Origin of the sequence: [Actinomadura] parvosata subsp. kistnae (assembly GCF_900323885.1) — a bacterium.
GTDB lineage: Bacteria > Actinomycetota > Actinomycetes > Streptosporangiales > Streptosporangiaceae > Nonomuraea > Nonomuraea composti.
Map to the genome: position 1 here is coordinate 245,256 of NZ_OOHJ01000022.1, position 24,369 is coordinate 269,624.

26 protein-coding genes are annotated in these 24,369 nt (G+C 73.6%); 14 read left to right on the forward strand and 12 right to left on the reverse strand.

From position 1 onward, the window contains the following. Window positions 1–9 precede the first annotated feature (9 nt). Together KIS93_RS43940 and KIS93_RS43945 are read left to right on the forward strand one after the other, a co-directional pair. Window positions 10–555 (forward strand): EF-hand domain-containing protein, encoded by a 546-nt coding sequence (locus KIS93_RS43940; protein WP_080047056.1) that lies wholly within the window; start codon window positions 10–12, stop codon window positions 553–555. Then, entirely contained in the window at window positions 555–1,556 is a 1,002-nt protein-coding gene (locus KIS93_RS43945; protein ID WP_080047057.1) for a terpene synthase family protein, read from the forward strand. The genes KIS93_RS43940 and KIS93_RS43945 overlap by 1 nt, the downstream gene beginning before the upstream one ends. On the opposite strand, the gene KIS93_RS43950 is transcribed toward KIS93_RS43945, so the two are convergent. Beyond that, window positions 1,477–2,571 carry a DUF5937 family protein gene (locus KIS93_RS43950; protein WP_186404782.1) on the reverse strand — a complete coding sequence of 365 codons (1,095 nt, stop codon included), beginning with the start codon at window positions 2,569–2,571 and terminating at the stop codon, window positions 1,477–1,479. The genes KIS93_RS43945 and KIS93_RS43950 overlap by 80 nt on opposite strands. Window positions 2,572–2,630: 59 nt before the next feature. Here KIS93_RS43950 and KIS93_RS43955 point away from each other — a divergent pair, with 59 nt between their 5' ends. From KIS93_RS43955 to KIS93_RS43990, 8 genes are all read left to right on the forward strand, one after another. Then, window positions 2,631–3,842, forward strand: a complete 1,212-nt coding sequence (locus tag KIS93_RS43955; RefSeq protein WP_080041247.1) for an MDR family MFS transporter — start codon at window positions 2,631–2,633, stop codon at window positions 3,840–3,842. Window positions 3,843–3,934: 92 nt separating this feature from the next. Further along, the gene (locus KIS93_RS43960; RefSeq protein WP_186404783.1) at window positions 3,935–5,794 is read left to right on the forward strand and encodes a sensor histidine kinase; all 1,860 of its coding nucleotides are present in this window, start codon (window positions 3,935–3,937) and stop codon (window positions 5,792–5,794) included. 60 nt (window positions 5,795–5,854) lie between these two features. Continuing rightward, on the forward strand, window positions 5,855–7,303 hold the full coding sequence (locus KIS93_RS43965) for a BTAD domain-containing putative transcriptional regulator (RefSeq protein WP_080041250.1): 1,449 nt from the start codon (window positions 5,855–5,857) through the stop codon (window positions 7,301–7,303). 52 nt (window positions 7,304–7,355) lie between these two features. Further along, the gene (locus KIS93_RS43970) at window positions 7,356–9,131 is read left to right on the forward strand and encodes an NAD+ synthase (protein WP_080041251.1); all 1,776 of its coding nucleotides are present in this window, start codon (window positions 7,356–7,358) and stop codon (window positions 9,129–9,131) included. Window positions 9,132–9,255: 124 nt separating this feature from the next. Beyond that, window positions 9,256–9,621, forward strand: coding sequence for a metalloregulator ArsR/SmtB family transcription factor (locus KIS93_RS43975; RefSeq protein WP_418113026.1), 366 nt, complete (start codon window positions 9,256–9,258; stop codon window positions 9,619–9,621). Next, window positions 9,618–10,121, forward strand: a complete 504-nt coding sequence (locus tag KIS93_RS43980; RefSeq protein WP_080041253.1) for an SRPBCC family protein — start codon at window positions 9,618–9,620, stop codon at window positions 10,119–10,121. Before KIS93_RS43975 ends, KIS93_RS43980 begins: the two co-directional genes overlap by 4 nt. A gap of 59 nt (window positions 10,122–10,180) precedes the next feature. After that, the gene (locus tag KIS93_RS43985; RefSeq protein ID WP_080041254.1) at window positions 10,181–11,248 is read left to right on the forward strand and encodes a hypothetical protein; all 1,068 of its coding nucleotides are present in this window, start codon (window positions 10,181–10,183) and stop codon (window positions 11,246–11,248) included. 426 nt (window positions 11,249–11,674) lie between these two features. After that, window positions 11,675–11,974, forward strand: a complete 300-nt coding sequence (locus tag KIS93_RS43990; protein ID WP_080041256.1) for a GNAT family N-acetyltransferase — start codon at window positions 11,675–11,677, stop codon at window positions 11,972–11,974. Between the two features lie 143 nt (window positions 11,975–12,117). Here the strand turns inward: KIS93_RS43990 and KIS93_RS43995 are convergent, their stop codons facing one another. Then, a complete protein-coding gene (locus KIS93_RS43995; RefSeq protein ID WP_080041257.1) occupies window positions 12,118–12,744 on the reverse strand; it encodes an SDR family NAD(P)-dependent oxidoreductase in 627 nt (208 codons plus the stop codon). Window positions 12,745–12,824: 80 nt separating this feature from the next. Here KIS93_RS43995 and KIS93_RS44000 point away from each other — a divergent pair, with 80 nt between their 5' ends. Further along, window positions 12,825–13,190, forward strand: coding sequence for a MerR family transcriptional regulator (locus KIS93_RS44000; protein ID WP_080047058.1), 366 nt, complete (start codon window positions 12,825–12,827; stop codon window positions 13,188–13,190). Between the two features lie 65 nt (window positions 13,191–13,255). Here KIS93_RS44000 and KIS93_RS44005 read toward each other — a convergent pair whose 3' ends face one another. From KIS93_RS44005 to KIS93_RS44015, 3 genes are all read right to left on the reverse strand, one after another. Then, window positions 13,256–14,053 carry a nuclear transport factor 2 family protein gene (locus tag KIS93_RS44005; RefSeq protein ID WP_080041258.1) on the reverse strand — a complete coding sequence of 266 codons (798 nt, stop codon included), beginning with the start codon at window positions 14,051–14,053 and terminating at the stop codon, window positions 13,256–13,258. 105 nt (window positions 14,054–14,158) lie between these two features. Then, window positions 14,159–15,169 (reverse strand): sigma-70 family RNA polymerase sigma factor, encoded by a 1,011-nt coding sequence (locus KIS93_RS44010; protein WP_080041259.1) that lies wholly within the window; start codon window positions 15,167–15,169, stop codon window positions 14,159–14,161. A gap of 39 nt (window positions 15,170–15,208) precedes the next feature. Further along, window positions 15,209–15,880 (reverse strand): TetR/AcrR family transcriptional regulator, encoded by a 672-nt coding sequence (locus tag KIS93_RS44015; RefSeq protein ID WP_080041260.1) that lies wholly within the window; start codon window positions 15,878–15,880, stop codon window positions 15,209–15,211. Between the two features lie 85 nt (window positions 15,881–15,965). On the opposite strand from KIS93_RS44015, the gene KIS93_RS44020 reads away from it, so the two are divergent. Further along, window positions 15,966–17,129, forward strand: coding sequence for a hypothetical protein (locus tag KIS93_RS44020; RefSeq protein WP_230465424.1), 1,164 nt, complete (start codon window positions 15,966–15,968; stop codon window positions 17,127–17,129). On the opposite strand, the gene KIS93_RS44025 is transcribed toward KIS93_RS44020, so the two are convergent. After that, window positions 17,103–17,930 carry a TetR/AcrR family transcriptional regulator gene (locus KIS93_RS44025; protein ID WP_080041261.1) on the reverse strand — a complete coding sequence of 276 codons (828 nt, stop codon included), beginning with the start codon at window positions 17,928–17,930 and terminating at the stop codon, window positions 17,103–17,105. The genes KIS93_RS44020 and KIS93_RS44025 overlap by 27 nt on opposite strands. Window positions 17,931–17,979: 49 nt before the next feature. Here KIS93_RS44025 and KIS93_RS44030 point away from each other — a divergent pair, with 49 nt between their 5' ends. Beyond that, window positions 17,980–18,924, forward strand: a complete 945-nt coding sequence (locus KIS93_RS44030) for an ATP-binding cassette domain-containing protein (protein ID WP_080041262.1) — start codon at window positions 17,980–17,982, stop codon at window positions 18,922–18,924. After that, entirely contained in the window at window positions 18,921–19,703 is a 783-nt protein-coding gene (locus KIS93_RS44035; RefSeq protein ID WP_080041263.1) for an ABC transporter permease, read from the forward strand. Before KIS93_RS44030 ends, KIS93_RS44035 begins: the two co-directional genes overlap by 4 nt. Here KIS93_RS44035 and KIS93_RS44040 read toward each other — a convergent pair. From KIS93_RS44040 to KIS93_RS67835, 6 genes are read right to left on the reverse strand one after another with little or no spacing between them, the layout of a single operon-like run. Beyond that, a complete protein-coding gene (locus KIS93_RS44040) occupies window positions 19,695–20,957 on the reverse strand; it encodes a hypothetical protein (RefSeq protein ID WP_246005451.1) in 1,263 nt (420 codons plus the stop codon). The two genes, KIS93_RS44035 and KIS93_RS44040, sit on opposite strands and share 9 nt — an antisense overlap. 11 nt (window positions 20,958–20,968) lie before the next feature. Continuing rightward, window positions 20,969–21,352 (reverse strand): cupredoxin domain-containing protein, encoded by a 384-nt coding sequence (locus KIS93_RS44045; protein ID WP_080041265.1) that lies wholly within the window; start codon window positions 21,350–21,352, stop codon window positions 20,969–20,971. After that, window positions 21,349–21,792 carry a hypothetical protein gene (locus tag KIS93_RS66240; RefSeq protein WP_246005452.1) on the reverse strand — a complete coding sequence of 148 codons (444 nt, stop codon included), beginning with the start codon at window positions 21,790–21,792 and terminating at the stop codon, window positions 21,349–21,351. The genes KIS93_RS44045 and KIS93_RS66240 overlap by 4 nt, the downstream gene beginning before the upstream one ends. Next, the gene (locus KIS93_RS44050) at window positions 21,735–23,405 is read right to left on the reverse strand and encodes a right-handed parallel beta-helix repeat-containing protein (protein ID WP_246005453.1); all 1,671 of its coding nucleotides are present in this window, start codon (window positions 23,403–23,405) and stop codon (window positions 21,735–21,737) included. Before KIS93_RS44050 ends, KIS93_RS66240 begins: the two co-directional genes overlap by 58 nt. A gap of 22 nt (window positions 23,406–23,427) precedes the next feature. After that, the gene (locus KIS93_RS44055) at window positions 23,428–24,162 is read right to left on the reverse strand and encodes a TetR/AcrR family transcriptional regulator (RefSeq protein ID WP_246005454.1); all 735 of its coding nucleotides are present in this window, start codon (window positions 24,160–24,162) and stop codon (window positions 23,428–23,430) included. A 39-nt stretch (window positions 24,163–24,201) separates the two neighbouring features. Further along, window positions 24,202–24,336 carry a hypothetical protein gene (locus KIS93_RS67835; RefSeq protein ID WP_268966880.1) on the reverse strand — a complete coding sequence of 45 codons (135 nt, stop codon included), beginning with the start codon at window positions 24,334–24,336 and terminating at the stop codon, window positions 24,202–24,204. Window positions 24,337–24,369: the final 33 nt, after the last annotated feature.

The following is a 24,369-nucleotide window of genomic DNA, read 5'->3' on the forward strand; positions in this document are numbered from 1 at the left end:
GAGGCATTGGTGGCCATCGACCTGCTCAATCACAAGCTCGATCGGGCGTTCGACCACATCGACGCGAGCGGCAACGGCGTCGTCGAGCGCGAGGACCTGCTGGGGCTGGGCGCCCGCATCCTGGTGGGCTTCGGGGAGTCCCCCACGTCGGTCACCGGGGCGAGTCTCGTGGAAAGCTTCGACCGCATCTGGTCCACCCTGTCGGAGACGCTGGAGCGCGACGGCGACTCCGGCATCGCGCGCCCCGACTTCCGCAGGGGCATGACGGCGGCGTTCGTCGAGGGCGACCGCTACGACGCGGTGTTCCGGCCGGCCACGGTCGCGGTGGCGGAGCTGTGCGACGGCGATGACGACGGGCAGATCGGGCCGGGCGAGTTCCGGACCATGCTGTGCGCGTTCGGGGTGGCCTACGACGACGTGGACGAGGCGTTCGACCGGCTCGACCGGGCGGGCAGGGGCGCGCTGACCGTGGAGGAGCTGGTCGTGGCCGCCGCCGACTACTACCGCGGCGACGACCCCAACGCCGCCGGCAACTGGCTGTTCGGGCCCCTGTGATGACCACCACGACGACCGGCACCACCGTGTTCGCCGCCGTGCGCAGCACGGTGCGCACCGCGCTGCGCTCCGCGCTGACGTCGCTGCTGCCGCTGCCGCGCAGGGGCGGCTCGGCCGCGCTGGCGCTGCTGCCGCTGACCGAGCGGGTGCCCGCGATGGCGGCGCCGTGCCGGATGCACCCCGCCGTGTACGCGATCGAGGCCGCGGTCATCGACTGGGCCAGGCGCACCGGCCTGCGCGCAGACCCGGGGGTCGGCTACCACCGGATGGCGGGCCGGGCGTTCGCCGAGTTCGACGCGGCCGCGGCGGCGCTGTTCGCGCAGTGGCTCACCTGGCTGTTCCACCTGGACGACGAGCTGGATGAGCACTCGGGCCCGCTCGAGATCTTCCACGGCATGCTCAAGGGCAGCTCGCGCCACCCGCTGGAGGCGGCCTTCGCCGACCTGTGGCGGGTGACGAGCGTGCGGATGAGCGACCGCTGGCGGGCCAGGTTCGCGGTGGGGTTGCAGCGCCAGTACGACGCCTGCCGCGCCGAGGCGGAGAACCGCGCGGCGGGCCGGATGCCGACCCTGGAGGAGTACCCGGCGCTGCGCAGGGGCACCGTGGGGCCGTACCTGTACGACCTGGTGGAGCCGTGCCTGCGGGTGGAGGTGCCGGTGTGGCTGCACGAGTCGGACCCGTGGCGGCAGCTCGTGGACGCCTGCAGCGACGTCACCGCCTGGTGCAACGACGTGGCGTCGCGGCCGAAGGAGCGCGGCGACGTGCACAACTTCGTGGTGCTGGCGATGCGGCAGCTCGGGCTCGGCGAGCGGGAGGCGACGGCCTGGGTGCTCGACCGGATCGCGGGGCGCTGCCTCGACATGCGCAAGGCGGCCCGGCGGCTGCCGCTGGACGACCTGGAGCCAAAGACGGCCAGGGACGTCAGCAAGGTGGCGTGCGCGTACCTGGCGGCGCCGCGCGCCCACCTGGACTGGCTGCTGGAGTCCCAGCGCTACGCGTAGGGGACTCCCGGGCGTAGGGGGCTCTCAGGCGTGGGGGGCTCTCAGGCGTGGGGGCGGGGCCGGCGGCGAGCATGTCGCCGGCCAGGGTGCGGCGGTAGACGACCTGCTTGCCGATGCGCATGCCGACCGCGAGCCCGCCGCCGCTGAGCACGCCGAGGTGCTGGCTGACCGCGCCGGGCGTGAGCGCCATGCGGGCGGCCAGCGCGGAGGTGGTGGCGGGCTCGGCGAGCGCGAGCAGGATCGCGGCCCGGCTCCTGCCGATCAGCGCGGACAGCGCGCCGGGCGCGGGCGGCGGGCCCTGCTCCCAGAGCGTGCCGACGCCGTGCACGGGGTAGACGAGCATCGGCTGGTACGGCGCCGTCATCACGGCCACGGCGGGCCAGTAGAACGCGCTGGGCACGAGGATGAGCCCGTCGCCGTTGAGCCCGCCGTCGGCGCACCAGGGCCGGTCGATGAGCAGCCGCTCCCCCGTCCACACCACGGCCGGGTCGAGCCCGGCGAACAGCTCGCGGGCCCCGCCCCGGGCGAGCTGCCGCGAGCGGCGCAGCACGTCCCGCTCCAGCAGCGCGTACACGCGGGGCCAGAACTCGGCGAAGCACTCCTCCCAGTACGTCTCCAGCGCGTCCGCGACCCTGGACACGCCGGCGGCGGGGTCGGCGGCGAAGCGGGCCAGCGCGGCCGGGTCCGTGCCCTGGATCCGGCCGATCTCCCGGCGCGCCTGCTCGGGGTCGGTGCGCCTGACCCGGTCGAGCTCGGCGGCGAAGTCGGGCAGCGGCGTGTCGGGCGGCGGGGTGATGAAGTCGGCGAGGTAGCCGGTGGGGGGCACGAGCGCGAACAGCTCCGACAGGTCGAGCCCGGCCAGCCGGGGCCGCACGGCCTTGATCCAGGGCAGGTGGATCGACTGCCTGGCGGGCTGCTGGAGGGTGCGCAGGCTCGCCACCAGCTCCCACAGCGGGGAGAACGCGAACCGGATGCGCGCGACGTCGTCGGGCGTCAGCACCCACGTGATGGACATGCTTTTAGTCTGCGCTAAATCGTTCGCCGGACAAAGCCGGAAATCTCACTCTTTGAGGCGTGTCGAGCTCTACCGTCGAGAAGACCTCTTTCCTCAAGGCGCAGGTCGCCGGGCTGCCCCGCCCGTTCTGGGCTCTTTGGGGCGGCACGCTGGTGAACCGCCTGGGGACCATGGTGATGCCCTTCACGGGCGTCTACCTCACCCAGAGCCGCGGCCTGTCCGTGGCCGCCGCGGGCCTGGTGATGGGCCTGTTCGGGGCGGGCTCGCTGCTGTCGCAGCTCGTGGCGGGCGTGCTGACGGACCGCATCGGGCGGCGGGCCACGCTGTCGGGCGGCATGCTGGCCACCGCCGTCTGCATGCTGGCGCTGGGCTACAGCACCTCGCTGCCCGCGATCCTGGCCTCGATGTTCGCGCTCGGCCTGGTGGTGGACGTCTACCGGCCGGCTTCGAGCGCGCTGGTCGCCGACCTCGTCTCCCCCGAGGAGCGGCCCCGGGCGTACGGGCTGCTGTTCTGGGCGATCAACCTCGGTTACTCGGTGGGCATGACGGCCGGCGGCTGGCTGGCGGGGCTCGGGTTCGTCTGGCTGTTCTGGATCGACGCGCTGTCCAGCGTGGTCTTCGCCGTGCTGGTGTGGCGGGCGGTGCCGGAGACCCGGCCGGAGACGAGGCAGAAGACCGGCGGGTTCGGGGTGGTGCTGCGCGACCGGGTGATGGTCGGGTTCACGCTGGTGGTGCTGGGCAACGCGCTGGTCTACGCGCAGACGATGACCATGCTGCCGGTGGCGATGACCGGCGTCGTGAAGCTGTCGTCCCAGGAGTTCGGGCTGGCCATGGCCATGAACGGGATCCTCATCGTCATCGTGCAGCCGCTGGTGTCCGGCCGGCTGGGGCGGATGGACCCGGCGCGCACGTTCGCGCTGGGGGTGGCGGTGATGGCCGCGGGGTTCGCGATGACCGCGTTCGTGACCAGCACGCTCGGGCTGGCGGTGACGATCGCCATCTGGACGGCCGGCGAGATCATCACGGCCGGCATCCCGGGCGCCATCGTGGCCGCGCTGGCGCCCCCCGAGCTGCGCGGGCGCTACTCGGGGCTGTTCGGGCTCGCGTGGTCGCTGGCGGCGGTGCTGGCGCCGCTGGCCGGCGGGCCGCTGCTGGAGCTGGGGCCGCGGGTGCTGTGGTTCACGATCGGCGGGGTCGGCCTGGCGGCCGCCGCCGGGATGCTGCTGCTGGGGCCTGCCGTGCGCCGCCGTGACCCGGTATCGTCGCTCTGACCAGGTGCGGAGCGCGTTGAGAAAATTTTGATCGGACGTTGGCAGCCCACCGATAATTTTCACCCGGTCACGGGGTGGGAAGGGCGGATGGGATGCGCCGCGCAGGTCTGGCGCGAGGCGTGGCGATCGGGATGGCCACGCTCGCCGTGGTGTTCGAGCTCACCGACATCTGGGTGACGGCACAGCTGCCCCAGCCGTCGTGGACGCCGCTGCCGCTCGCGCCCGAGGACATGGCGGGCACGGCGTTCTCCGTCTTCGGCGCGATCCTCGTGCACAGCAGGCCGCGGCTGGTGATCGGCTGGCTGCTGTGCGCGGGCGGGCTGAGCGCCGCGGCCAACATCCTGACGGCCAACACCTTCCACCTGCTCCACGGCGACCCCGCCGCGGGCCGCCCGATCATCAACCTCACGTGGCACGTGCTGCAGCTCACGCTCGGCGTGCTGCTCCCCCTCCTCTACCCGGCGGGCAGGCTGCTGTCGCGGCGCTGGCGCTGGGTGGTCGTGCTGGCCGTGGCGGGCATGGCCCTCGACTGGGCCGGCGTGCTGAGCGGGCAGGGCGCGCTCAGACACCCCGCCCACTGGACGGTGTCGGCGGCCATGACGCTGGCGTTCGTCTCGCTCGTGGTGCGGTTCGCGCGCGGCGACGCGACCGAGCGGCGCCAGCTCCTCTGGGTGATGGTGACGCTGCCGGGGCTGCTGGTGCCGTGGGTGCTGGGCGACCCCTTCTGGTGGCTGGCCACGCTCTTCATCCCGCTCATCCCGGCGGCCATCGCGGTGGCGGTGCTGCGCTACCGGTTGTTCGGCATCGACACGCTGATCAGCCGCGCGCTGATCGGCACCGGGCTGATCATCGTGACCACCGGCGTGTACGTCGCCGCCAGCGCCGCGAGCAGCATCTTCCTCGCCGAAGTGGACCGGGTGGCGGGCGTCGCGGCGGCGGTGTTCGCCGGGGCCGCGTTCCAGCCGATGCGGCGCGGCATGCAGCGCGGCATCGACCGGCTCCTGTACGGCAGCACCGGCGTGCCCGGCACGCTGGCCAGGCGGCTGCGGCACCGGCTGCAGCACGCCGACCCAGTGCACGGCCTGCTCGCCACCCTCGACACGCTGCGCGAGGGCCTGTCGGTCACGGGCGTGACGGTCGAGCTGGACGGCGCCGTCACCACGTCCGGCACCGTCTCCGCCGGCGCGCCCGCGCGGGTGATCCCGCTGGTGTGGCACGGGGAGCCGGTCGGGCTGCTGCTGGTCGGGCCGACCGACCGGCGCAGGTTCCCCGCCGCGCACGACGAGCGGGTGCTCGCCACGCTCACCCCGTACATCGCCGACGCGGCGCACGCGGTGCGGCTGACGGCCGCGTTGCAGCGCTCGCGCGAGCGCATCCTGACCGCGCGCGAGGAGGAGCGGCGGCGGCTGCGGCGCGACCTGCACGACGGGCTCGGCCAGTCGCTGACCGGCATGGCCATGTCGATCAACGCCGCGCGGCTGTCCGTGCGCACCGCGCCGGAGCGCGCCGACCTGCTGCTGGCCGAGCTGCGGGCCGGCATGGACGCCGTCAGCGGCGACATCAGGCAGCTCGTGTACGGCCTGCGCCCGCCGGCGCTCGACGAGCTGGGCCTGGCCGGGGCGCTGGCGGAGCTGGCCGGCGCCCCGGTCGAGGTCTCCGGCCGCCTCGACGGGCTGCCCGCGGCGGTCGAGGTGGCCGCGTACCGGATCGTGCAGGAAGCGCTCACCAACGCGCGCAAGCACGCCGGCGCCGCCACGATCACGGTCGCGCTGCGGCGCGGCGAGACGCTGCGGATCACCGTCACCGACGACGGGAGCGGGATCCCGGCGGACGCCCGGCCGGGGGTCGGGCTGGGCTCGATGCGCGAGCGGGCCGCCGAGCTGGGAGGCACGTGCGTCGTTCGCGACGCGGCCGGAGGAGGCACGGTGGTGGAGGCCGAGCTACCGCTCTGAGCACGATGCGATATCTCCCCATATACCCAGGCCCGTTCTCCCTCTACAGTTACGCCTGACATGCTGACTTTCACCGCTCTCGGACCGTTCCAGGCCTGGGCCGACGGAGCCCCCCTCGACCTCGGCGGCCAGCGGCAGCGGGCGGTGCTCGCGCGCCTGCTCGTCGCCGGTGGCCGCGCCGTGCCCGTGCACACCCTCATCGACGAGCTCTGGCCGGGCGAGCCCCCGGCGCAGGCCCTGTCCACCATCCAGGGCTACGTCTCGCGGCTGCGCCGCGCGCTGGAGCCCGGCCGCGCGCCGCGCGAGGAGGCGGGGGTGCTGGTGTCCGCGCCGCCCGGGTACGCGCTGCGCGCCCGTACCGAGCAGGTGGACGCCTGGCACTTCGAGAGCCTGGCCAAGTCCGACGGCCCGCCCGCGCGGGTCTGGGAGGCCATGGAGAGCGCGCTCGGGTTGTGGCGGGGGCCGGCGCTGGCCGAGTTCGCCGAGCTGAGCTGGGCCGCGACCGAGGCCGGGCGGCTGGAGGAGCTGCGGCTGATCGCCGTCGAGCGGCGCGCCGACGCCGGGCTCGCGCTGGGGCGGGCGACGGCGCTGGTGGCGGACCTGGAGGCGCACGCGTCGGCGTACCCGCTGCGGGAGGAGGCGTGGCGGCTGCTGGCCGTGGCGCTCTACCGGATGGGGCGCCAGGGCGACGCGCTGGCGGCGCTGCGCAGGGCGCGCGCCGTGTGGCGGGACGAGCTGGGGCTGGACCTGTCGGCGGGGCTGAAGCGGCTGGAGGCCGACATGCTGGCCCAGCGCCTGGAGGAGCCGCCCGTCGCCGTCACCGATCCCGTGGTGGAGAGCCCCGTGGACGGGCCGGTGCTGCGGGTGCTGGTGGCCGACGACCAGGCGCTGGTGCGTACCGGGCTGAAGGCCATGCTGGACAGCGAGGCCGGGTTCGCGCTGGCGGGCGAGGCGGCCAACGGCGAGGAGGCGATCGCGGGCGTCCGCGCGACGCGGCCCGACGTGGTGCTGCTCGACATCCAGATGCCGCGCCTCGACGGCCTGGCCGCCGCCCGCCGGATCCTGGCCGGCGAGCGCCCGCCGAAGGTCGTGATGATGACCACGTTCGGCAGCGACGAGAACCTGTACGCGGCGCTGCGGGCGGGCGTGAGCGGGTTCGTGCTGAAGACGTCACCGCCCGAGCAGATCCTCGCCGCGCTCCGGGCGGCCGCGGCCGGGGACGCGCTCATCGACCCGGCCGTGACCACGCGGCTGATCTCGGCGTTCACCGGGCGCCCGGACCCGGACTCCCCTCCGGCGCTGGCCGGGCTGCCCGACGACCGGCTGGACGTGCTCAAACTCGTCGCGCGGGGGCTGACCAACCGGCAGATCGGCCAGACGCTGGCGTTGCCGGAGGAGGAGGTGGGCCTGGTGGTGAAGTCGCTGCTGGAGCACCTCGGGCTGTTCGACCGGGCGCAGCTCGTGATGGCCGCGTACGAGTCGGGCCTGGTCACCCCTGGCGGTAAATGACCGGCTTTTCGTCGCTTTGACGATAAAAATCGGGGCGTACTAGGCTGGTCACGTGGCACAACTCCGCATTGCCCTGGCACAGACGAACCCGACCGTCGGCGACCTGAGCGCCAACGCCGACAAACTGATCGCGTGGACCCGCGACGCGGCGGAGCGCGAGGCCCATCTCGTGGTCTTCACCGAGATGTTCCTCACCGGCTACCCCGTGGAGGACCTCGTGCTGCGCACGTCCTTCGTGGACGCCAGCATCCGCACGCTGGAGGAGGTGGCACGCAGGCTGGAGCGCGAGGGCCTCGGCGACCTGCCCGTCGTCGTCGGCTACGTCGACCGCGCCGGCCTCGCCCCCCGCGTCGGACAGCCGAAGGGCGCCCCGCTCGACGCCGCCGCCCTGCTCCACAAGGGCGCGGTCGTCACCCGCACCGCCAAGCACCACCTGCCGAACTACGGCGTCTTCGACGAGTACCGCTACTTCGTGCGCGGCGACCGGCTGCCCATCTTCCGGCTGCACGGGGTGGACGTCGCCATCGCGGTGTGCGAGGACCTCTGGCAGGAGGGCGGCCCCGTGTCCGTCGTCGGGCAGGCGGGGGCCGGGCTGCTCGTGGTGCCGAACGCCTCGCCGTACGAGAAGGAGAAGGACGACGTACGACTGGAGCTGTGCGTGCGGCGCGCCCGCGAGGCCGGCTGCGGCCTCGTCTACGTCAACCAGGTCGGCGGGCAGGACGAGCTGGTCTTCGACGGCGACTCCATCGTGGTCGACGGGGCGGGCGAGCTGGTGGCGCGGGCCGGGCAGTTCAAGGAGGAGCTGCTGGTCGTGGACCTCGACGACCTGCCCGTCTCCGACGCCGAGCCCGGCACCTACCCCTACGACGCCGGCGACGGCTCCACCATCACCGTCGAGCGGCTCGTGCTGTCCTCCGAGCCCGTCGCCCCGTACCCGCCCGTCCCCGCCGCCGTCCCCGAGCGGCTCGACCTGCACGCCGAGGTCTACTCGGCGCTCGTCCTCGCGGTCCGCGACTACGTGGCCAAGAACGGCTTCCAGTCCGTCATCCTCGGCCTGTCCGGCGGCATCGACTCCGCGCTGACCGCCACCATCGCCTCCGACGCCATCGGCCCCTCGCGGGTCAACGTGGTGCTCATGCCCTCCCGCTACTCCTCCGACCACTCGCTGGCCGACGCCCAGGAGCTCGTCCGCAGGCAGGGCGTCAACGCGCAGGTCGTGCCGATCGCCGACATCGTCAACGCCTTCGAGAAGGAGATCGACCTGTCGGGCCTGGCCGCCGAGAACCTCCAGGCCAGGGTGCGCGGCATGATCCTCATGGGCCTGTCGAACGAGCACGGCCACCTCGTGCTCACCACCGGCAACAAGAGCGAGCTGGCCACCGGCTACTCCACCCTCTACGGCGACTCCGCCGGCGGCTTCGCGCCCATCAAGGACGTGCCCAAGACGATGGTGTGGGAGCTGTCCAAGTGGCGCAACGCCCACTCCGACCCCGACTTCCTCCTCCAGGCCGAGCGGCCGATCCCCGAGAACTCGATCGAGAAGGAGCCGAGCGCGGAGCTGCGGCCCGACCAGCGCGACACCGACTCGCTGCCGCCGTACGAGGTGCTGGACCGGCTGCTCGACGACTACGTCGAGAAGGACATGGGCTCGCAGGAGCTCATCGCGGCCGGGCACGACCCGGCGCTGGTGACGCGGGTGATCCGGCTGGTGGACCTGGCCGAGTACAAGCGGCGGCAGTATCCGCCCGGCCCCAAGATCACGCCCAAGAACTTCGGGCGTGACCGCCGCCTGCCCATCACCAACCGGTGGCGCGAGACCACCGGCTGAGGCCCCTTGAGGAAGCGTAACCTGTAGGTTACGCTTCCTTGGCATGGCGGCCGAGGCATGTGGAGACGACGCATGTAGAGACAGCGCACGTGGCGTTGAGGCGGCCGGGGCGCGCCTTGACGAGGTGGCGGGCGCCGTGGCCGACCCGGTGCGGCGGCAGATCCTCGAGCTGCTGCTGCGGGGCGGGCCGCGGCCGGCCGGTGACGTGGCCGAACGCTTCGCGATCAGCCGCCCCGCCGTCAGCCGCCACCTGCGGGTGCTCCGGCGCAGCGGCCTCGTCCGCGACGAACTGGTCGGCCGGCAACGCCTCTACACGCTCGACCCCGGGCCGTTCGAGGAGCTGGTCGCGTGGCTCGGCCCCTTCGTGCGCCCGTCCGGATGGGAGCACCGCCTCGACGCGCTGGAGACCGAGGTGTACCGCACGCGCCGCGAACGCCGTACCAGAGGGGACGCCGGGCAGGGCGTCACCGGACAGGAGAGCACCGCATGAGCCTCACCCCCACCGGCCGGCTGTTCAGCACCGAGCACGGCACCGACCTCGTCCTCACCCGCACCTTCCGCGCCCCCGCCGAGGACGTCTGGGCGAGCCTCACCGAGCCCGAGCGCACCGCCCGCTGGTTCGGGCCGTGGGAGGGCGACGCCGAGCCCGGCGGCACGGTCAAGGTGCGGCTCGTCTTCGAGGACCAGCAGCCCTGGTACGACCTGCGCATCGACGCCTGCGAGCCGCCCCGCCGCCTGGCCGTCTCGTCCCTCGACGAGCACGGGGCCTGGCACCTGGAGCTGGTGCTGGAGGAGGCGGGCGGGGTGACGGAGCTGCGGTTCGTCCAGCACCTCGACACGACGGACGGCGTCGGGGAGATCGGGCCCGGCTGGGAGTACTACCTGGACCTGCTCGTCGCGTCACGTGACGGGTCGCCGGCGCCCGGCTTCGACGCGTACTACCCGTCGATGCGCGCGTACTACACGGAACTCGCCGCCCCCGGCCGCTGACCGACGCCGCTCCACCATCGCACCCTGGAATTGTCGGTGGCTCCTGGCACAGTGGCCCGGTGGCTCAACCCCTGAAAGACCTGATCAACGAGCGCTCGGTGGCGGTGCTGGCCGACGGGCTGAGCGCGGCCTGGCCGGCGTTCCCGCGCGCCCGCTTCACCGCGCGGGCCCTGACCGGCCTCGACGGCCTGGAGCTCAAGGCCCGCGTGACGCACGTGGCCGCGGCCCTGCACGACGCGCTGCCCCTGCCCTATCCGGAGGCCGCCGCGCTCGTGCGCGAGTGCGCCGCCACGCTCGACATGTGGAGCGGCTGGCCGGCCACCGAGCACACCGCCACCCACGGCCTCGGCCACCTCGACGACGCGATGCGGACGCTGGCCGCGCTCACCCCCTACGCGACGGGCGAGTTCGCCGTCCGCCCCTACCTGGAGCGTTACCGCGACGACGCCATCAAGATCATGCTCGAGTGGGCCGAGTCACCCGACGAGCACCTGCGCCGGCTGGCCTCGGAGGGCTCCCGCCCGCGCCTGCCGTGGGCGAGCCGGGTCGGCTGGCTGATGACGCCGGGCCCCACCCTGCCCCTGCTCGACCGGCTGCGCGACGACCCGAGCGAGTACGTCCGCCGCTCGGTCGCCAACCACGTCAACGACCTCGCCAAAGACCACCCGCAGGTGGCCCTGGAGCTGCTGGCGAAGTGGCGCGCCGGCGGCGGCTCCCACGTGGAGCGGGTGCTGCGGCACGCGGTGCGCGGCCTGCTGCGGGCCGGCCACCCCGAAGCGCTCGCCCTGGTGGGCGCCACGCCGGGCAGCGGCGCCGTCGACGCCCTGTCCCTCGACTCCGCCACCGTCGCCGTGGGCGCCAAGCTGGCCTTCACGGTCACCGTCACGGCCGAGACGGCGGGGCCGGTGCTCCTGAAGTACGCGGTGCGGCGGGCCGGCTCGCGGCGCGTGTTCCACCTGGGGCAGCGGGAGGCGAGCCGGCCCGGCCAGACGTTCACGGTCCGCAAGACCCACTCCTTCCGCCCGGTCACCACCCGCGACGAGCCGCCCGGCGCGCGGGAGCTCGACGTGATCGTCAACGGCAGGGTGGCCGCGACCGTCCCGTTCACGCTGACCCCGGCCTCGTGACGTACCAGGGAGGGCTTCCATGACGGACGCGGCACGCGACGTGGACCTGCTCCGGATCGAGCTGGGCGTCATCTGGCGCCTGGACGAACGCGGCCGCCTGCCCGGCCCGGAGACCCTGGTGATCGGCGCGGCCCCCGACGGCCTGACCGCCGCCGTCGCCGGCCACGTCCCCGACGACCTGGCCACTCACCTGCTCTCCCTCATCACCGGAGCCGCCCTCCCGCCCCCTGGTGTGCCTCCGGGGGTCCTGGCCGACTGCCGGGAGCTGCTGGGTGGCGAGCGGGTGAAGGTGACCGGAGGCCCGAGCTACCTGGTGGTCCCGCCGGTTCAAGCCGACGTCACGGTCGAGGTGCTGCGATCCGACTCGGCCGAGCACGTCCGGCTCGTCCGCTCCTTACCGCGTCCCGCCTCCTGGGAGGAGGACGAATGGGCAGGCTCACGAGCCTCAGCGCGGGCACGCCCTGGGCGATGGTCGCGGAGGACGGCCACGTGGTCTCGATCTGCCACAGCGCCCGCCTCACCCCGGCGGGCGCCGAGGCCGGCACCTGGACCTCACCGGCCTACCGCGGCCGCGGCTACGCCGCCGCCACCACCTCCGCCTGGGCCGCCCAGTTCTCGGGGATCCCCCTGTTCTACAGCACGAGCGCGGACAACCACTCCTCACAACGGGTGGCCCGCCGCCTGGGCCTGCGCCCGCTCGGCTGGATCTGGCACCTCACCATCTGACCCCGCCCCTCACCGGCTGGCCCCGCCCCTCACCACCTGACCCGCCCCTCATCGCCTGGCCCCGGGCCTCGCCGCCCGGCCGCGCGCCTCACCTCCTGGCACAAGCCTCCCCGTCGCCGGAGAGGCGCGGACGTGCGTCCCCCTCACGCACCCGTGTGCAGGACCTCGCGTTCCCAGGCGTCGCGGGGCTGGGTGTGCAGGCGCCAGTAGTGCTGGGCGATGGCGTCGGGGTCGAAGGGCGTGCCGGGGGCGACGGCGCCGGCGACGGTGACGCTGGCGGCGTGGACCCCCGACGGCCCGTACTCCTCATCGAGCATCGCCACCAGCGTCCGCACGCCGGCCTTGCCCAGCGAGAGGCTGACGTAGGCGGGCTTGGGCTCGGGCATGCCGCCGGTGACGATGAACGTGCCGCTGCCGCGCCGCGCCATCGCGGGCACCACGTGCGAGGCCGTGACGAGTGCGCCCACCACGTTCACCGCCCACGCGTCGAGCTGCGCCCGCGCGTCGGCCTCGCCGATCGAGTCCGGGCGGATGATGGCGGCGTTGTAGACGACCACGTCCGGCGTGCCGAGCGCGCCCGTCGCCGCGTCGAGCGCCGCGCGCAGCTCGCCCTCGTCGCCGCAGTCGGCCCGGTACGTGAGCACCCCGTCCAGCCCGAGCCCGCTACCGGTACGCGAGATCAGCCCCACGTCCAGCCCCTCCTCCAGGAACCGCCGGGCCACCGACCGCCCGATCCCCGGCCCCGAACCGACGATCACCGCTGCGGGCATGGATCCACTCCTTCACGTTGTTCGCAAACATGACGCCCACGACGGTAAGGCGTCACATGGATGTGAAGGTCAAGGAGCTCATGAGGATCGGTGACCTGGCCCGCGAGACCGGGGTCAGCAGGCGGCTGCTGCGTTACTACGAGGAGCAGGGCCTGCTGCGGCCCCGGCGGCTGGCGAACGGCTACCGCGAGTACGGCGACACGGACGTGGCCGCCGTCCGCCACATCCGTACGATGCTCGCCGCCGGCCTGCCCACGGCGGTGATCGCGCGGCTGCTGGCCTGCGTCCACGACGACGGCGACCGGATGGTGCCGTCCGCGTGCCCCGGCATGGTCTCCAGCCTCCAGCGCGAGCGCCGCCGCCTCGCCGAGACGATCGACCGGCTCCAGACCTCCCAGCAGGCCCTGGACACCATGCTCGCGACCGTCCTGGAGCAGCGCTCCTGATCCTCCCGGTCACCGCCGCCCGCGATCGCCAGGCCCAGGACCGCCGGTCGCACGCCGGCCCGGGATCAGGGGCGCAGGCCGGTTTGTGCCTCTCCCGTCGCCGGGTCGTAGGGGACGGAGAGGTGCTGGTGCACCATCATCCACCTGCCGCCGCGCCGCTCGAACACCCGCGTCCCCCGCGACCAGCTCTCCCCCGACTCCCCCACCCGTACCAGGTCGAGTCCCCACGAAACCGCCAGGTCCTCCCGGACCAGCACCGTGAGGTCAGGGTTGGACAGGGTGATGGGCGCGTCGCCGGCCGCCGCCAGGCCGCGGGCGCACACCTGCCGCACCGCGTCCACGCCGACGTGCTGGAGTGGCGCGTCCTGCTCGTACGACACCACGTCCTCGGCGATGGCGGCCATCATGCCGTCGAGGTCCTTGGCGGCGGTGCCGGCGTACCAGCGCTCGTGCACCTGCCGCACCTCCGCCTCCGCGGCCCCTTGGTCGCCGATCGGGAACGAGTGGTGCTCGTGGGCGACGACCCACCGCCCGCTCTCCTTCCTGAGCCCGAACGTGATCCGCAGCCGGGCATCCGGGTCGTCCGCGATGGGGCCGCAGCGGAGCAGGGCGCAGGCGAAGGCGACGTCGGCCCCGGCCGTCACGTCGAGCGATGCGATGTCGAACGCGACGCCCTGCGCGAGCCAGTCGAAGAACGGCGGCCACGCCTTGCGGTACGCCTCGATGCCGTGCAGGTTCTCCGGCACGTCGTGCATCACGATGTCGTCGGCGTGATCGGCGACGACCCCGTCGAGGTCGCCGGCGCGCACGGCCGCGGCCCAGCGCTCGATCAGGGTGCGGATGTGCTGCTCATCGGTGGTCATGGATCTTGCCTCCGGATGGGTGGATGGGATGGCCGGTCGGATGCTTCCGGGGTTACAACCCGCGCCGTCCGCCGAACTCATCGCCCGCCACCGCCTCGAAGGAAGCTAGGCGCCGTCCGGCAGGCCGAAGGTGGTGAGGTCGGCGTCCAGGAACGACACCACCTCGGCGATCCGGGTGCCGCGCAGCACGAGCAGGTCCAGCCCGCCCGGCACGTACCGGCCGGCCTCCACGTCCCACATGTACGTCCCGAACGCGACCTGCCCGTTCGCCTCCGCCGCCAGGAACCGCCACCGCCGCCGCAGCGCCCCCTCCTCCAGGAACGCCCGGATGCCCGCGTGCCCCTGGTACCAGGCGGTCAGCGGCGGCATCGAGTACTTGGCGTCCTCGGTCAGCAGGGACACGATGGTGTCGACGTCCCCGGCCTCCCAGGCGTCCGCGTACCGGCGGGCCAGCTCCCGCCGCCCCTCGTCGCCCAGCTCGCGCAGGGTCCGCTGCTGGGTGGCGGCGGGGAGCAGGCCGCGCAGCGTGGTGCGGGCGCGTTGCAGGGCGCTGTTGGCGGCGGCGACCGTGGTGCCGAGGAGGTCGGCGCTCTCGCGGGCGCTGTATCCGAGCACGTCGCGCAGCAGCAGGACGGCCCGCTGCAGCGCCGGCAGGTGCTGGAGTGCCGCCACGAACGCCAGCTCGACGCTCTCGCGGGCGAGCAGCCGCGCTTCGGGGCCCAGCTCGTCCGTCCAGCTCATCAGCCGGTCGGGGTACGGCTCCAGCCACGCCACCTCGGTCGCCGGCGCGGCACCGGGGCTGAGGTCGGCGGGCAGCTCGCGGCGGCCCCGGCGGTCGATGAGGGTCAGGGCGCGGTTCGTGGCGATCTTGTAGAGCCACGGCCTGATCGGCCCCCGGTCCTCGAACCGGTCGAGGCCCCGCCACGCCCGGTCGAGAGTCTCCTGCACGGCGTCCTCGGCGTCGTGCGCGGAGCCGAGCATGCGGTAGTAGTGGGCCCGCAGCTCGTCCCGGAACGGGCCGACCAGCCGCCCGAACGCCTCCTCGTCCCCGCTCCTGGCCGCCGCCAGCAGCTCGCCCTGCGCGCCGCCGGGTTCCTCGGCCCAGGTCCGCGTCATCGGTCACCTACCTCGTATCGCATGCCGAGATCCACGAGGTCACCGTCCCAGCCGTCCTTCGATCCCGTCGAGGATGAGCCCGAGCCCAAGGAGGAACTGGGCGTCGAAGTCGGCGTCCTGCACCCGGCTGAGCCGGGCGAGCTCGCCGGCGTGCTCGTCCAGGTGCCCGGCCACCCGGGCGCGGATCTCGGCGTCCGCGGCGGGCGTGCGTACCTTCTGCCACCAGATGTTCTCCGCCGCGACGAACCCGTTGACGTACGACGACAGCGTCCCCACGGCGGCGGTCAGCACCGGACCGTCCAGCCCGGCCTCGGCCAGGGCGGCGTAGAACAGCCGGGAGCGGGCCAGCGCGTTGGGCCCGAGCAGCGGGCGGGTGGCGGTGAGGGCGGGCACCCAGGGGTGGCGGCGCATGACGGCGCGGCTCTGGCCGAGCTGGGCGGTGAGCAGGTCGCGCCACGGCAACGGCTCCCGGGGCGTCCCGATCTCGCCGATGACCTCGTCGAGCGCCAGGTCCAGGACGTCTTCCTTGCTGCGGACGTACTCGTACAGGGACATCGTCCCGGCGCGCAGCCGCGCGGCGAGAGCGCGCATGGAGAACCCGGTCACGCCCTCGGCGTCGAGGAGCGCGACGGCGGCCTCGACGATGCGCTCGCGCGACAGCCGGGGCCGGCGCGGGCGGGCGTCCTCACGGAACCAGATCGTCTCCGGCATGTCCCCGAGCCTTTCCGTGCACTGTACGGAAAACCGTACGGCTAGCTTAGGTCACTCCGACGAACCCCGACGGAGGAGAGGCGACGTGATCGAGGAGCAGTGGCGGCGGGACTACGCGATGCTGGCGTTGCGGATCGACCGGCTGGCGACGGGCGGCGCGAGCGGCACCGCGCTGATCTACCGGGGCCCGGCCGAGTGGCGGGCGGCGGTGGCGGCGGAGCCGCCGGCCGTCGCGGGGACGCTGGCGGAGGAGGCGGAGCGGCTGATGGAGTGCGCGCCGTCCGCCTACCTCCGGGCGCACGTGCGCGCCATCCGCGCCATGGCCCGCCACCTGGGCGGCGAGCGGCTGCCACTGGCCGCGTACGGGCGGGAGTGCCTGGGGCTGGAGCCGCGGTGGGTGCCGGAGGAGGTGTTCGAGCAGGCGCACGCCGACCTGGACCGGGCCTTGCCGAGGTCCGGTGCCGGCCCCCTGGCCGAGCGGCTGAGGGCGTGGCAGGAGGCGCACACGCTGCGCGCCGTCGAGCGGCTGCCGGAGCTGGTGGACCGGGCGGTGGCGGAGACGCGGGCCCGGACGGACAAGATGATCATCCCGCTTCCGGCGGACGAGGTGGTGGAGTGCCGGCTCGTGGAGGGGGTGGGCTTCCACGGGGCGGGCGAGTACGAGGGCGGCCTGAAGTCCACGATCCACATCAACCGGGCGATCCCCTTCAACGTGGCCGACCTGCTGTACCTGGTGGCGCACGAGGGACATCCCGGGCACATCGCCGAGTCGATGCTGAAGGAGCTCCGCCTGGGGGCGGGGCAGTGGGTGCGGTTCATGCTCTCGCCGTCGTTCGTGCTCAGCGAGGGGCTGGGGCTGCTGGCGGAGGAGCTGATCTTCCCCGGCGACGAGGCACAGGCGTGGCTGAGCGCGAACGTCCTGCCTGAGCTGGGCATCCGTCCGGACGGCAGCGATTTCGCGGCCGTGCACCGGGCCAGGAACGTGTTGTGGGGCGTCTGGGGGAACGCCGCGTTCCTGGCGGCCGAGGGCCGGGGCGAGGCGGAGCTGGCCGCGTACCTGGGAAGGTGGTCGCTGTACGGCGACGGCGAGGTGGCGGCGGCGCTCGGGCTGCTCAAGCCGTCGCCGATGGGCCCGTACCTCTTCGGATATTTCCACGGATGGGACCTGCTGCGGCGGTGGGTGACCGGCCCCGAGCGGGCGCGGCGGCTGCTCACCGAGCAGCTACTTCCCAGCGACGTGACCGCCTGAGGTGCGGTCATCCGCCGCAGCACGCCCGTCCGAGGCGCGCTCATCGGCAGCACGCCTATCCGAGGTGCGCCGGGCGATGAGCTGCTCCACGCCGTCGAGCAGCAGGTCGAGGCCGAAGCGGAAGTCGGCGTCGTCGACCCAGCTCTCGGCCCCGCGGAAGACGCCGGCGCGCACGGCGGCCGACAGCGCGGGGTAGGTGCCGGGGTCGAGCACTTCGGCCAGCAGCTCGCCGTAGTCGGCGGCGCTGTCGATGCCGCTGTCCGCGTACTCCTGGAGACCGGTGCCGGCCGTGTGCACGATCGCTGCGTCGGTCAGCGCGTAGCCCGCCAGGGTGCTGGCCACGTTGATCTTTTCGCCGTCGTCGAGGCCGGTGCCGTCGAGGGCGGCGAACGCCCGGTCGAGCCAGAGCAGCCGCCGGGGGCCGAGGGGCGGGGCGAAGTTCGCGATCGGGAGCACCCAGGTGTGCCGCAGCACGATGTCGCGCTGGATGCGGGTCCACAGGGCGAGGTAGTCGCGCCAGGGCCGGCCGGACGGGTCGGGCGGGTCGGGGGCGACGGCGTCGGCCATCAGCACGAGCAGGTCGTCCTTGCTGCCGATGTAGCGGTAGAGCGCGGTGGCGGCGACGCCGACCCGGGTGGCCACGCTGTTCATGGAGACGCCGGCGAGCCCTTCGGCGTCGGCGATCTCGATGGCGGCGGCGGTGATCGTGGCCAGGTCGAGCCGGGGCCGCGGCCCCCTGCGCGGCACCGGCTCGTGCCCCCACAACCGCCGCAGCACGGGGGGCAGCCGGTCTTCGGCCATCGAATCTCCTCCTTGACTCACTCCTAGGATTCTGCATTACCTTAAAACTATGAACGTCATACACAGTACGCCATTCACAGATGCCATCCTCGCCCGGGGGCTTACCAAGTCCTTCGGCGGGACCCGGGTGCTGTCCGGGATCGACCTGACCGTCCCCACCGGCTCGCTACTGGCCCTGCTCGGCCCGAACGGCTCGGGCAAGACGACGACCGTACGCATCCTGACCACGCTCCTCCCCCCGGACGGCGGCACCGCCACCGTGGCCGGGCACGACGTGACGCGCGCGGGCCCGCAGGTGCGCCGCGCCATCGGGCTCACCTCGCAGCAGGCCACCGTGGACCCGTTGCTGACCGGCCGCGAGAACCTGGAGTTGTTCGCCGGCCTCTGCCACCTGGGCCGCCGCCAGGCCCGGCGCCGGGCGGCGGAGCTGCTGGAGCGCTTCGGCCTGGACGGCGCCGCCGACCGCCGGGCGGGCACGTACTCGGGCGGCATGCGGCGGCGCCTGGACCTGGCCGCCAGCATGGTGTCGGCGCCGCGGATCCTGTTCCTGGACGAGCCCACCACCGGCCTCGACCCGCGCAGCAGGGCCGGGCTGTGGTCGGTGATCCGCGAGCTGCTCGCCTCCGGCACCACCATCCTGCTCACCACGCAGTACCTGGAGGAGGCCGACCATCTCGCCGACCGCGTCGTGGTCATCGACGGGGGCCGCGTCGTGGCTGACGACTCCCCCGCCGCGCTGAAGCGCCAGGTCGGCAGCGAACGCCTCGCCCTGCGCCCCGCGAACCCCGCGGACCTGCCCCGCGCCGGCGCCACCCTGCCCGCCGCCCACCTCGACCCCGGCTCCGGCGAGCTGACGCTGGCTCTCCAGGGCCCCGACCACCTCCGGCACACGCTGGACCTGCTGCACGGCGCCGGCATCCCGATCGAGCGCGTCGAGCTGCGCACCCCCACCATGGACGACGTCTTCTTCGAGCTGACGACGGTGGCGGCATGAGCAGCCCCAGCATCACCGCCGCCGGTGATCTGCGCCGCCTGGTCGGCCGCGACCTGCGCCGCGAGCTGCGCGTCCTCGACGGCCTGATCGTCAACACGGCCCTGCCCGTCATGATCATGCTCATGTTCGTGTACGTGTTCGGCGGCGCGATCACGACCGGCTCCAGCGGCCTCGACTACATCGACTTCGTCGTCCCCGCCGTCCTGCTCATGTCCGGCGGGTACGGCGCCGCCCTGACCGCCGTCACCATCGCCGAGGACATGACCGGCGGCATGATCGACCGCTTCCGCACGCTGCCGATCAGTGGCTGGGTCGTCCCCGCGGGCCACGTCGTGGCCTCCGTGATCCGCAACGTGGCCTCCTCGGCCATCGCCCTGGCCGCCGCGCTCCTGCTCGGCTTCCGCCCCGACGCCACGCTCACCGACTGGGCGCTCGTGCTGGCCCTGGTCACCGGGTACGTGCTGGCGATGTCCGCGCTCGCGGCCGTGTGGGGGCTGCTGGTCCGCTCGTCCCAGGCGGCCGGGGCGTTCAGCTTCGTCGTGCTCTTCCTGCCGTACGTGTCGGACGGCATCGTCCCGGCGCAGACCATGCCGGGCCTGCTGCGCGACTTCGCCTACAACCAGCCGCTGACGCCGATCATCGAAACCATGCGGTCGCTGCTGCTCGGCCTGCCCATGGGATCGTCGGCGGCCGTGGCGACCGCGTGGCTGGCCGGCGCGGTCGTGGTGTGCGTGCCGGTGGCGGCGGTGCTGTTCCGCCGCCGGACCGCCTCACGCTAGCAGCAGCGTCAGGCCGCCCGTCGTGTAGCAGACCATCAGCACGAACAGCGGGATCTGCCCCGCCACCGCCCGCGCCGGCGGCAGCAGCCGGACCGAGCGGTCGTGGGCGGCCACCACGCCCGCCACGTGGCCGAGCACGATGGCCAGCACCTGCACGGTCGCGATCGTGCCGGGCGCGACGGCGTTCGGGTCCGCCTCGGCGTCCATTCCGAGCGCCAGGACGACCGCGTGCCGGCCCTCGATCACCAGCAGCGAGAAGTAGTGCGCGACCAAGTAGCCGACGGCGATCGGCAGCAGCGAATGGGCGAACCGGCCCGCCAGCCCCTTCGTGCCGCCGATCAGCCCGGCCACGCCGAGGCAACCCGCGTACAGCAGGGCCACGCCGGCGACGGTCGCCAGCAGCCCGGCGGTGCCCAGGCCCGTGCGGCCGATCGGCGCGGTCTGCAGCGCGTTCACCCAGAACGGGCTTCCGGACAAGCCGTCGTAGGCGGTGCCGCCGAGCAGCACGCAGACGGTGGCGACCAGGCCGGGGGCCGGGGCGACGGCATCGAGGCCGTCGAACGGGTTGCGCAGCACGCGGGTGCCGTCCGCGCGCCTGCCCAGGGGCGACAGGTGGCCGATCAGGGTCGAGTACACCTCGAACGGGTCGCCGCGCTCCAGCCAGGCGTGGCCGTAGGCGAGGGTGCCGGCGAGCTGGGCGGCGGCGTACAAGGCCAGGAAGAGCAGCAGCGTCGCGGGCGCGGCGGGCTCGGGCGCGACCAGCTCCGTCCAGGTGAACGCGAGCAGGCCCGCCGCCGCCGGCCAGTACCCGAGCCGCGCCGGGTACTCGCGGCGGGGACGGTCCGGCAGCAGCCGGAACGGGTTCAGCGCCCGCCACACGGGGCCGAGCAGCAGCGACGCGGGCACCAGGCCGACCCAGAAGAGCACGTACACCAGGTACGGGCCGGCGTTCTCGGTGGCCGGGCCGACCAGCAGCCAGCCGAGAGCGTAGGCGGCGGCCAGGAGCGCCAGGACCCGCCCGATCCCCCGGGCCCGGCCCGCACGTCCGGCGAGCCACGCCCGGCCGGGCAGCCGCAGCCGGGCGGGAAGCAGCAGCCGGACGGGGTGGCCCGCCAGGTCGCCGCGGAAGCGCGAGTCCGCCCAGAGCAGGCCGAGCGCGAGGAACGAGACGACGAGCGCGGCGAACGCGCCCGCGTAGGCGTAGAAGATCGGGATCGGCAGATCGGACCGCTCCCCGACCCCATGCGCGACCACCCCGGCCGCCGTCATCGGACCGCGAGCTGGGTCAGGACCAGTTCGCTCCGGTGGGTCTCCACCTGGAACACGCCGGTCAGGTCCGCCGTGAACCGCAGGGTCGCGGGCACGCCCGGCCGCAGCTCGGCCACGAGGTCGTAGCCGTGCACGTGCACCTCGTCGGCCACGTCGCTGGTGACGGTGATGCTGACCTGCCGCCCCCGCCCGACCTCCAGCCAGCCGGGAGGCGGCTCGACGCGGCCGCCCGCGATGGTGATGCGGGCATCCGCCTGCCCGCTCGGCGCGCCCGTCGCCACCTCGTGGCTGTTGCCCGGGTCGCGATGCGTCTGCGACAGCGGCCCGCACCCGGCGACCAGCGCCCACGCCAGCGCACAAGCCAGGAGCCCGGCTCTCACGTGGCGACCCCGGCCTGGTCGGCGGGCTGTTCGGCCGGAGTCCTGGCCCGCCGGGGCGCGAGGACGACGACCGCGCACAGCACCCAGAGCCCGGTGACCGCCCCTCGGATCCACCCCGGCCCGAGCGGGACCACCGGGATCAGGTACACCAGCCGGTCGAAGGCGTCCGCGCAGGCCAGCGCCCCCACGACGATCGTGAACCAGCCGAACACGGGCCGCCCCGCGCGCAAAGCCGACCCCAGGCACAACCACCACGCCCCCATGAGCAGCAACGCCGCCCCGGCCTGCGCCGAGCTGCCGAGCGCGGCGGCCACGACGTCGAGGGCGAGGCCGAGCGCGCCGGCCACGGTCCCGGCCGCGATCAGCCGGCGCGCGCGGCGGGTCAGCCCGCTCCAGCGCCGCCACCGCCACCAGAACAGCCCCGCCAGCAGCCCGAGCACGAGCGATCCGCCGAGCGCGAGCTGCGCCTCCACCTTGCCCAGCCCCGACGCCCGAACCAGTCGCACCCGGCGGGCAGCCGCGCGTCGGCGGCGCTGAAGTCGGCGCACAGGTACAGCTTGACGAGCTTGACCGGCTCGGCGAGCAGCCGGCGGGTCCCGCCCGACAGCTCGGGCGCCCGGGCGGCGCAGACGGGCAGCACCACGGGCGAGGAGGGGCCCGTGTTCCCCTGCCAGCAGTTGCCGGTGCCCTGGCCGTCCCACCAGACGTCGAGCCCGTTCGGCCGCCGCTCGCCGGTGGGGCTGACGCCGAGGACGTTGCCCTCGAACCGGTTGAAGTCGGAGGTGTCGGCCTGCTTGCCGAGGTCGTTCTCGCCCCTGATGAACGCCGGGACGCCGAAGAGCTGGAAGCCCGCCCGCCGGTGCCCCCACACCTGGTTGTTCCTGAAGACGTTGTAGTTGCCGCCGGCCACGATCACGCCCGTGCCCGGGGGCACGCCGACCTGCGAGCACACGACGCCCCGCTCGTAGCCGCGCTCGGCGGGCGGCCTGGCGCAGGTGCCGTCGCGGGTGTGCCGGTAGTAGTCGCGGTTGTTGTCGTGGATCCTGTTGTTCTCGAACCTGGCGTGGTTCTGCGGCAGGCCGGGGTGGGACGGCCAGAGGCTGTCCATCGTGGCGCCGACCATGTTGTCGTAGAAGTCGTTGTCGTGCACCCAGAGCGAGTCGCCCGCGGTGCCCGAGTAGCCGAGCGCGTTGTCGTGGCTCTTGCAGCGGCGGATCTCGATGGCGTAGCGGGGCACGTCGTGGCCGCGGCCCTGGTTCAGGTTGGAGGCGCTGCCCGGGTAGAGGCCGCCGTCGCCGTTGCCGTACGCCTTGCAGTCGGTATAGAGGCCGTGGTCGCTGGCGAAGGTGAGGAAGCCGTACTCGTCGTTCCAGCGGGTCAGGACGCGGTCGATGACGAACCCGTCGGTCTCCAGCACGTACAGGGAGTTGAACGTGGTGCGCTGGGCGGTGAGGTTCCTGAAGTAGACGCCGTCGGCGCGGTCGGCCCGGATGGCGTTCAGCTTGCGGTACTCGGCGTCGATGACGACGTCCAGCGGGCCGGCGCCGGTGCCTTCGATCTGCAGGTCCCGCTTGCCGAGGATGGCGACGAGGTTCTGGTTGTGGGGGCACTGGAGCTGCTGCTCGTAGCTGAGGATCTGGTAGCCCCAGGTGGACCAGCGGGCGGGCAGGCGGGCGCAGGCGCCGGTGGGCGGGGGCTGGCTGGGCTCCTCGCGGTAGAGGCCGGGCAGGACGGCGATCGTCATTCCGGGGCGGTTCACCCGGTCGACGGCCTCCTGGAGGTGCCGCACCCCTTTTTCCTGACATTTCGCGAAAAGGGCGAGATTTCGGGTTTTGAGGTCGGCCGGAAATTGTGCGATTCGGCGTTCAAAATCGGCTTTGTCGGTCTTGCAGACGAGCAAGTCGGGCTCGCCCTGCCGCAGGACCGGCACCGAGCCCGTACCGTCCGGGAACGAGACCGGGCGCTCCTCATGGGCCAGGGCCGCGCCGCCGCCGGCCACCAGCAGGCCAGACGTCAAGAAGACGATGGACGCGAGCTTTCGCAGAGGGCCCATGGCCGCGAGACTAGAACAAGGCTCATCTTCTGCCTAGGCCGAAAGATCCGGAAATAGTGGTGCCCCGCGGAGTCGGCCATCCGTGCAACTCCGTGGGGCATTCCGGGATGCTAGCCACCCCGCCTACATTTCTTCTCCATACCGGGCGGACGGGCTCAGGGAGCCATGCCGGCCAGGGCCGCGTCCACGACCCGCTCGGCCAGGTCGAGCGACAGGTCGCCGGCCGGCCCCACTTGGCGTGCCACAGCATGGTGCCGGAGATCAGCGCCATGCCCATGTCCACGTCGAGGTCGGCGCGCAGCTCGCCGGTGGCGATGCCGCGCTCGATCACCACGCGCATCGCCTCCCTGCGCGGCTCCACCGCCCGCTTCAGGAACCGCTCGAAGAGCTGCGGGTAGCGGTCGGCCTCGCTCATCGCGATGTTCATCACGCAACGGCTGCGGGCCTGGCCGTGCTCCCTGCGCATCGCGTCGACCAGCGCGATCAGGTCGTCACGCACGGACGTGCCGGACAGCGGGGGCAGCGGCGCCTTCAGCGTGGACAACGCGTCGACGACCAGGTCTTCCTTGTTGGACCAGCGGCGGTAGATCGTGGTCTTGCCGACGCCCGCCCGCGACGCGATCGCCTCGATCGTCAGCTCGGACACGCCCATGCCCTCGCCGATCAGATCGAGGGTCGCGTCGATGATCGCCTTCTCGGCCTTCTCGCTGCGCGGACGGCCCGCTGGGCGGGCAGTCCCGGATTCCTGGATCGTCATCGCGGCCTCACCATACCTCGCCGGCGCGGGCACGCCGGTCTACAGGGCGGCGAGGCACGTACGCGCCGCCACCCGCCGATCGTTCAGGACGACCCGGCGCGCCCGCGCGGCCGCCCCTTGATCCCCCGGGACGAGCCGGCGCGCGCCCGCCGCCGCCCGCTGATCCCTCAGCACGAGCCGGCAGGTACGCACCGCCGCCCGCTGATC

Bases quoted from the DNA above. Each gene is read 5' to 3' on its own strand.
- KIS93_RS44005 (WP_080041258.1), bottom strand. From the start codon at position 14,053: ATGACCACCGATGAGCAGCACATCCGCACCCTGATCGAGCGCTGGGCC.
- KIS93_RS43995 (WP_080041257.1), bottom strand. From the start codon at position 12,744: ATGCCCGCAGCGGTGATCGTCGGTTCGGGGCCGGGGATCGGGCGGTCG.
- KIS93_RS43980 (WP_080041253.1), top strand. From the start codon at position 9,618: ATGAGCCTCACCCCCACCGGCCGGCTGTTCAGCACCGAGCACGGCACC.
- KIS93_RS43965 (WP_080041250.1), top strand. From the start codon at position 5,855: ATGCTGACTTTCACCGCTCTCGGACCGTTCCAGGCCTGGGCCGACGGA.
- KIS93_RS44000 (WP_080047058.1), top strand. From the start codon at position 12,825: ATGAGGATCGGTGACCTGGCCCGCGAGACCGGGGTCAGCAGGCGGCTG.
- KIS93_RS43960 (WP_186404783.1), top strand. From the start codon at position 3,935: ATGCGCCGCGCAGGTCTGGCGCGAGGCGTGGCGATCGGGATGGCCACG.
- KIS93_RS44015 (WP_080041260.1), bottom strand. From the start codon at position 15,880: ATGCCGGAGACGATCTGGTTCCGTGAGGACGCCCGCCCGCGCCGGCCC.
- KIS93_RS44010 (WP_080041259.1), bottom strand. From the start codon at position 15,169: ATGACGCGGACCTGGGCCGAGGAACCCGGCGGCGCGCAGGGCGAGCTG.
- KIS93_RS44025 (WP_080041261.1), bottom strand. From the start codon at position 17,930: ATGGCCGAAGACCGGCTGCCCCCCGTGCTGCGGCGGTTGTGGGGGCAC.
- KIS93_RS44035 (WP_080041263.1), top strand. From the start codon at position 18,921: ATGAGCAGCCCCAGCATCACCGCCGCCGGTGATCTGCGCCGCCTGGTC.
- KIS93_RS43950 (WP_186404782.1), bottom strand. From the start codon at position 2,571: ATGTCCATCACGTGGGTGCTGACGCCCGACGACGTCGCGCGCATCCGG.
- KIS93_RS44050 (WP_246005453.1), bottom strand. From the start codon at position 23,405: ATGGGCCCTCTGCGAAAGCTCGCGTCCATCGTCTTCTTGACGTCTGGC.
- KIS93_RS43945 (WP_080047057.1), top strand. From the start codon at position 555: ATGACCACCACGACGACCGGCACCACCGTGTTCGCCGCCGTGCGCAGC.
- KIS93_RS44030 (WP_080041262.1), top strand. From the start codon at position 17,980: ATGAACGTCATACACAGTACGCCATTCACAGATGCCATCCTCGCCCGG.
- KIS93_RS44055 (WP_246005454.1), bottom strand. From the start codon at position 24,162: ATGACGATCCAGGAATCCGGGACTGCCCGCCCAGCGGGCCGTCCGCGC.
- KIS93_RS43990 (WP_080041256.1), top strand. From the start codon at position 11,675: ATGGGCAGGCTCACGAGCCTCAGCGCGGGCACGCCCTGGGCGATGGTC.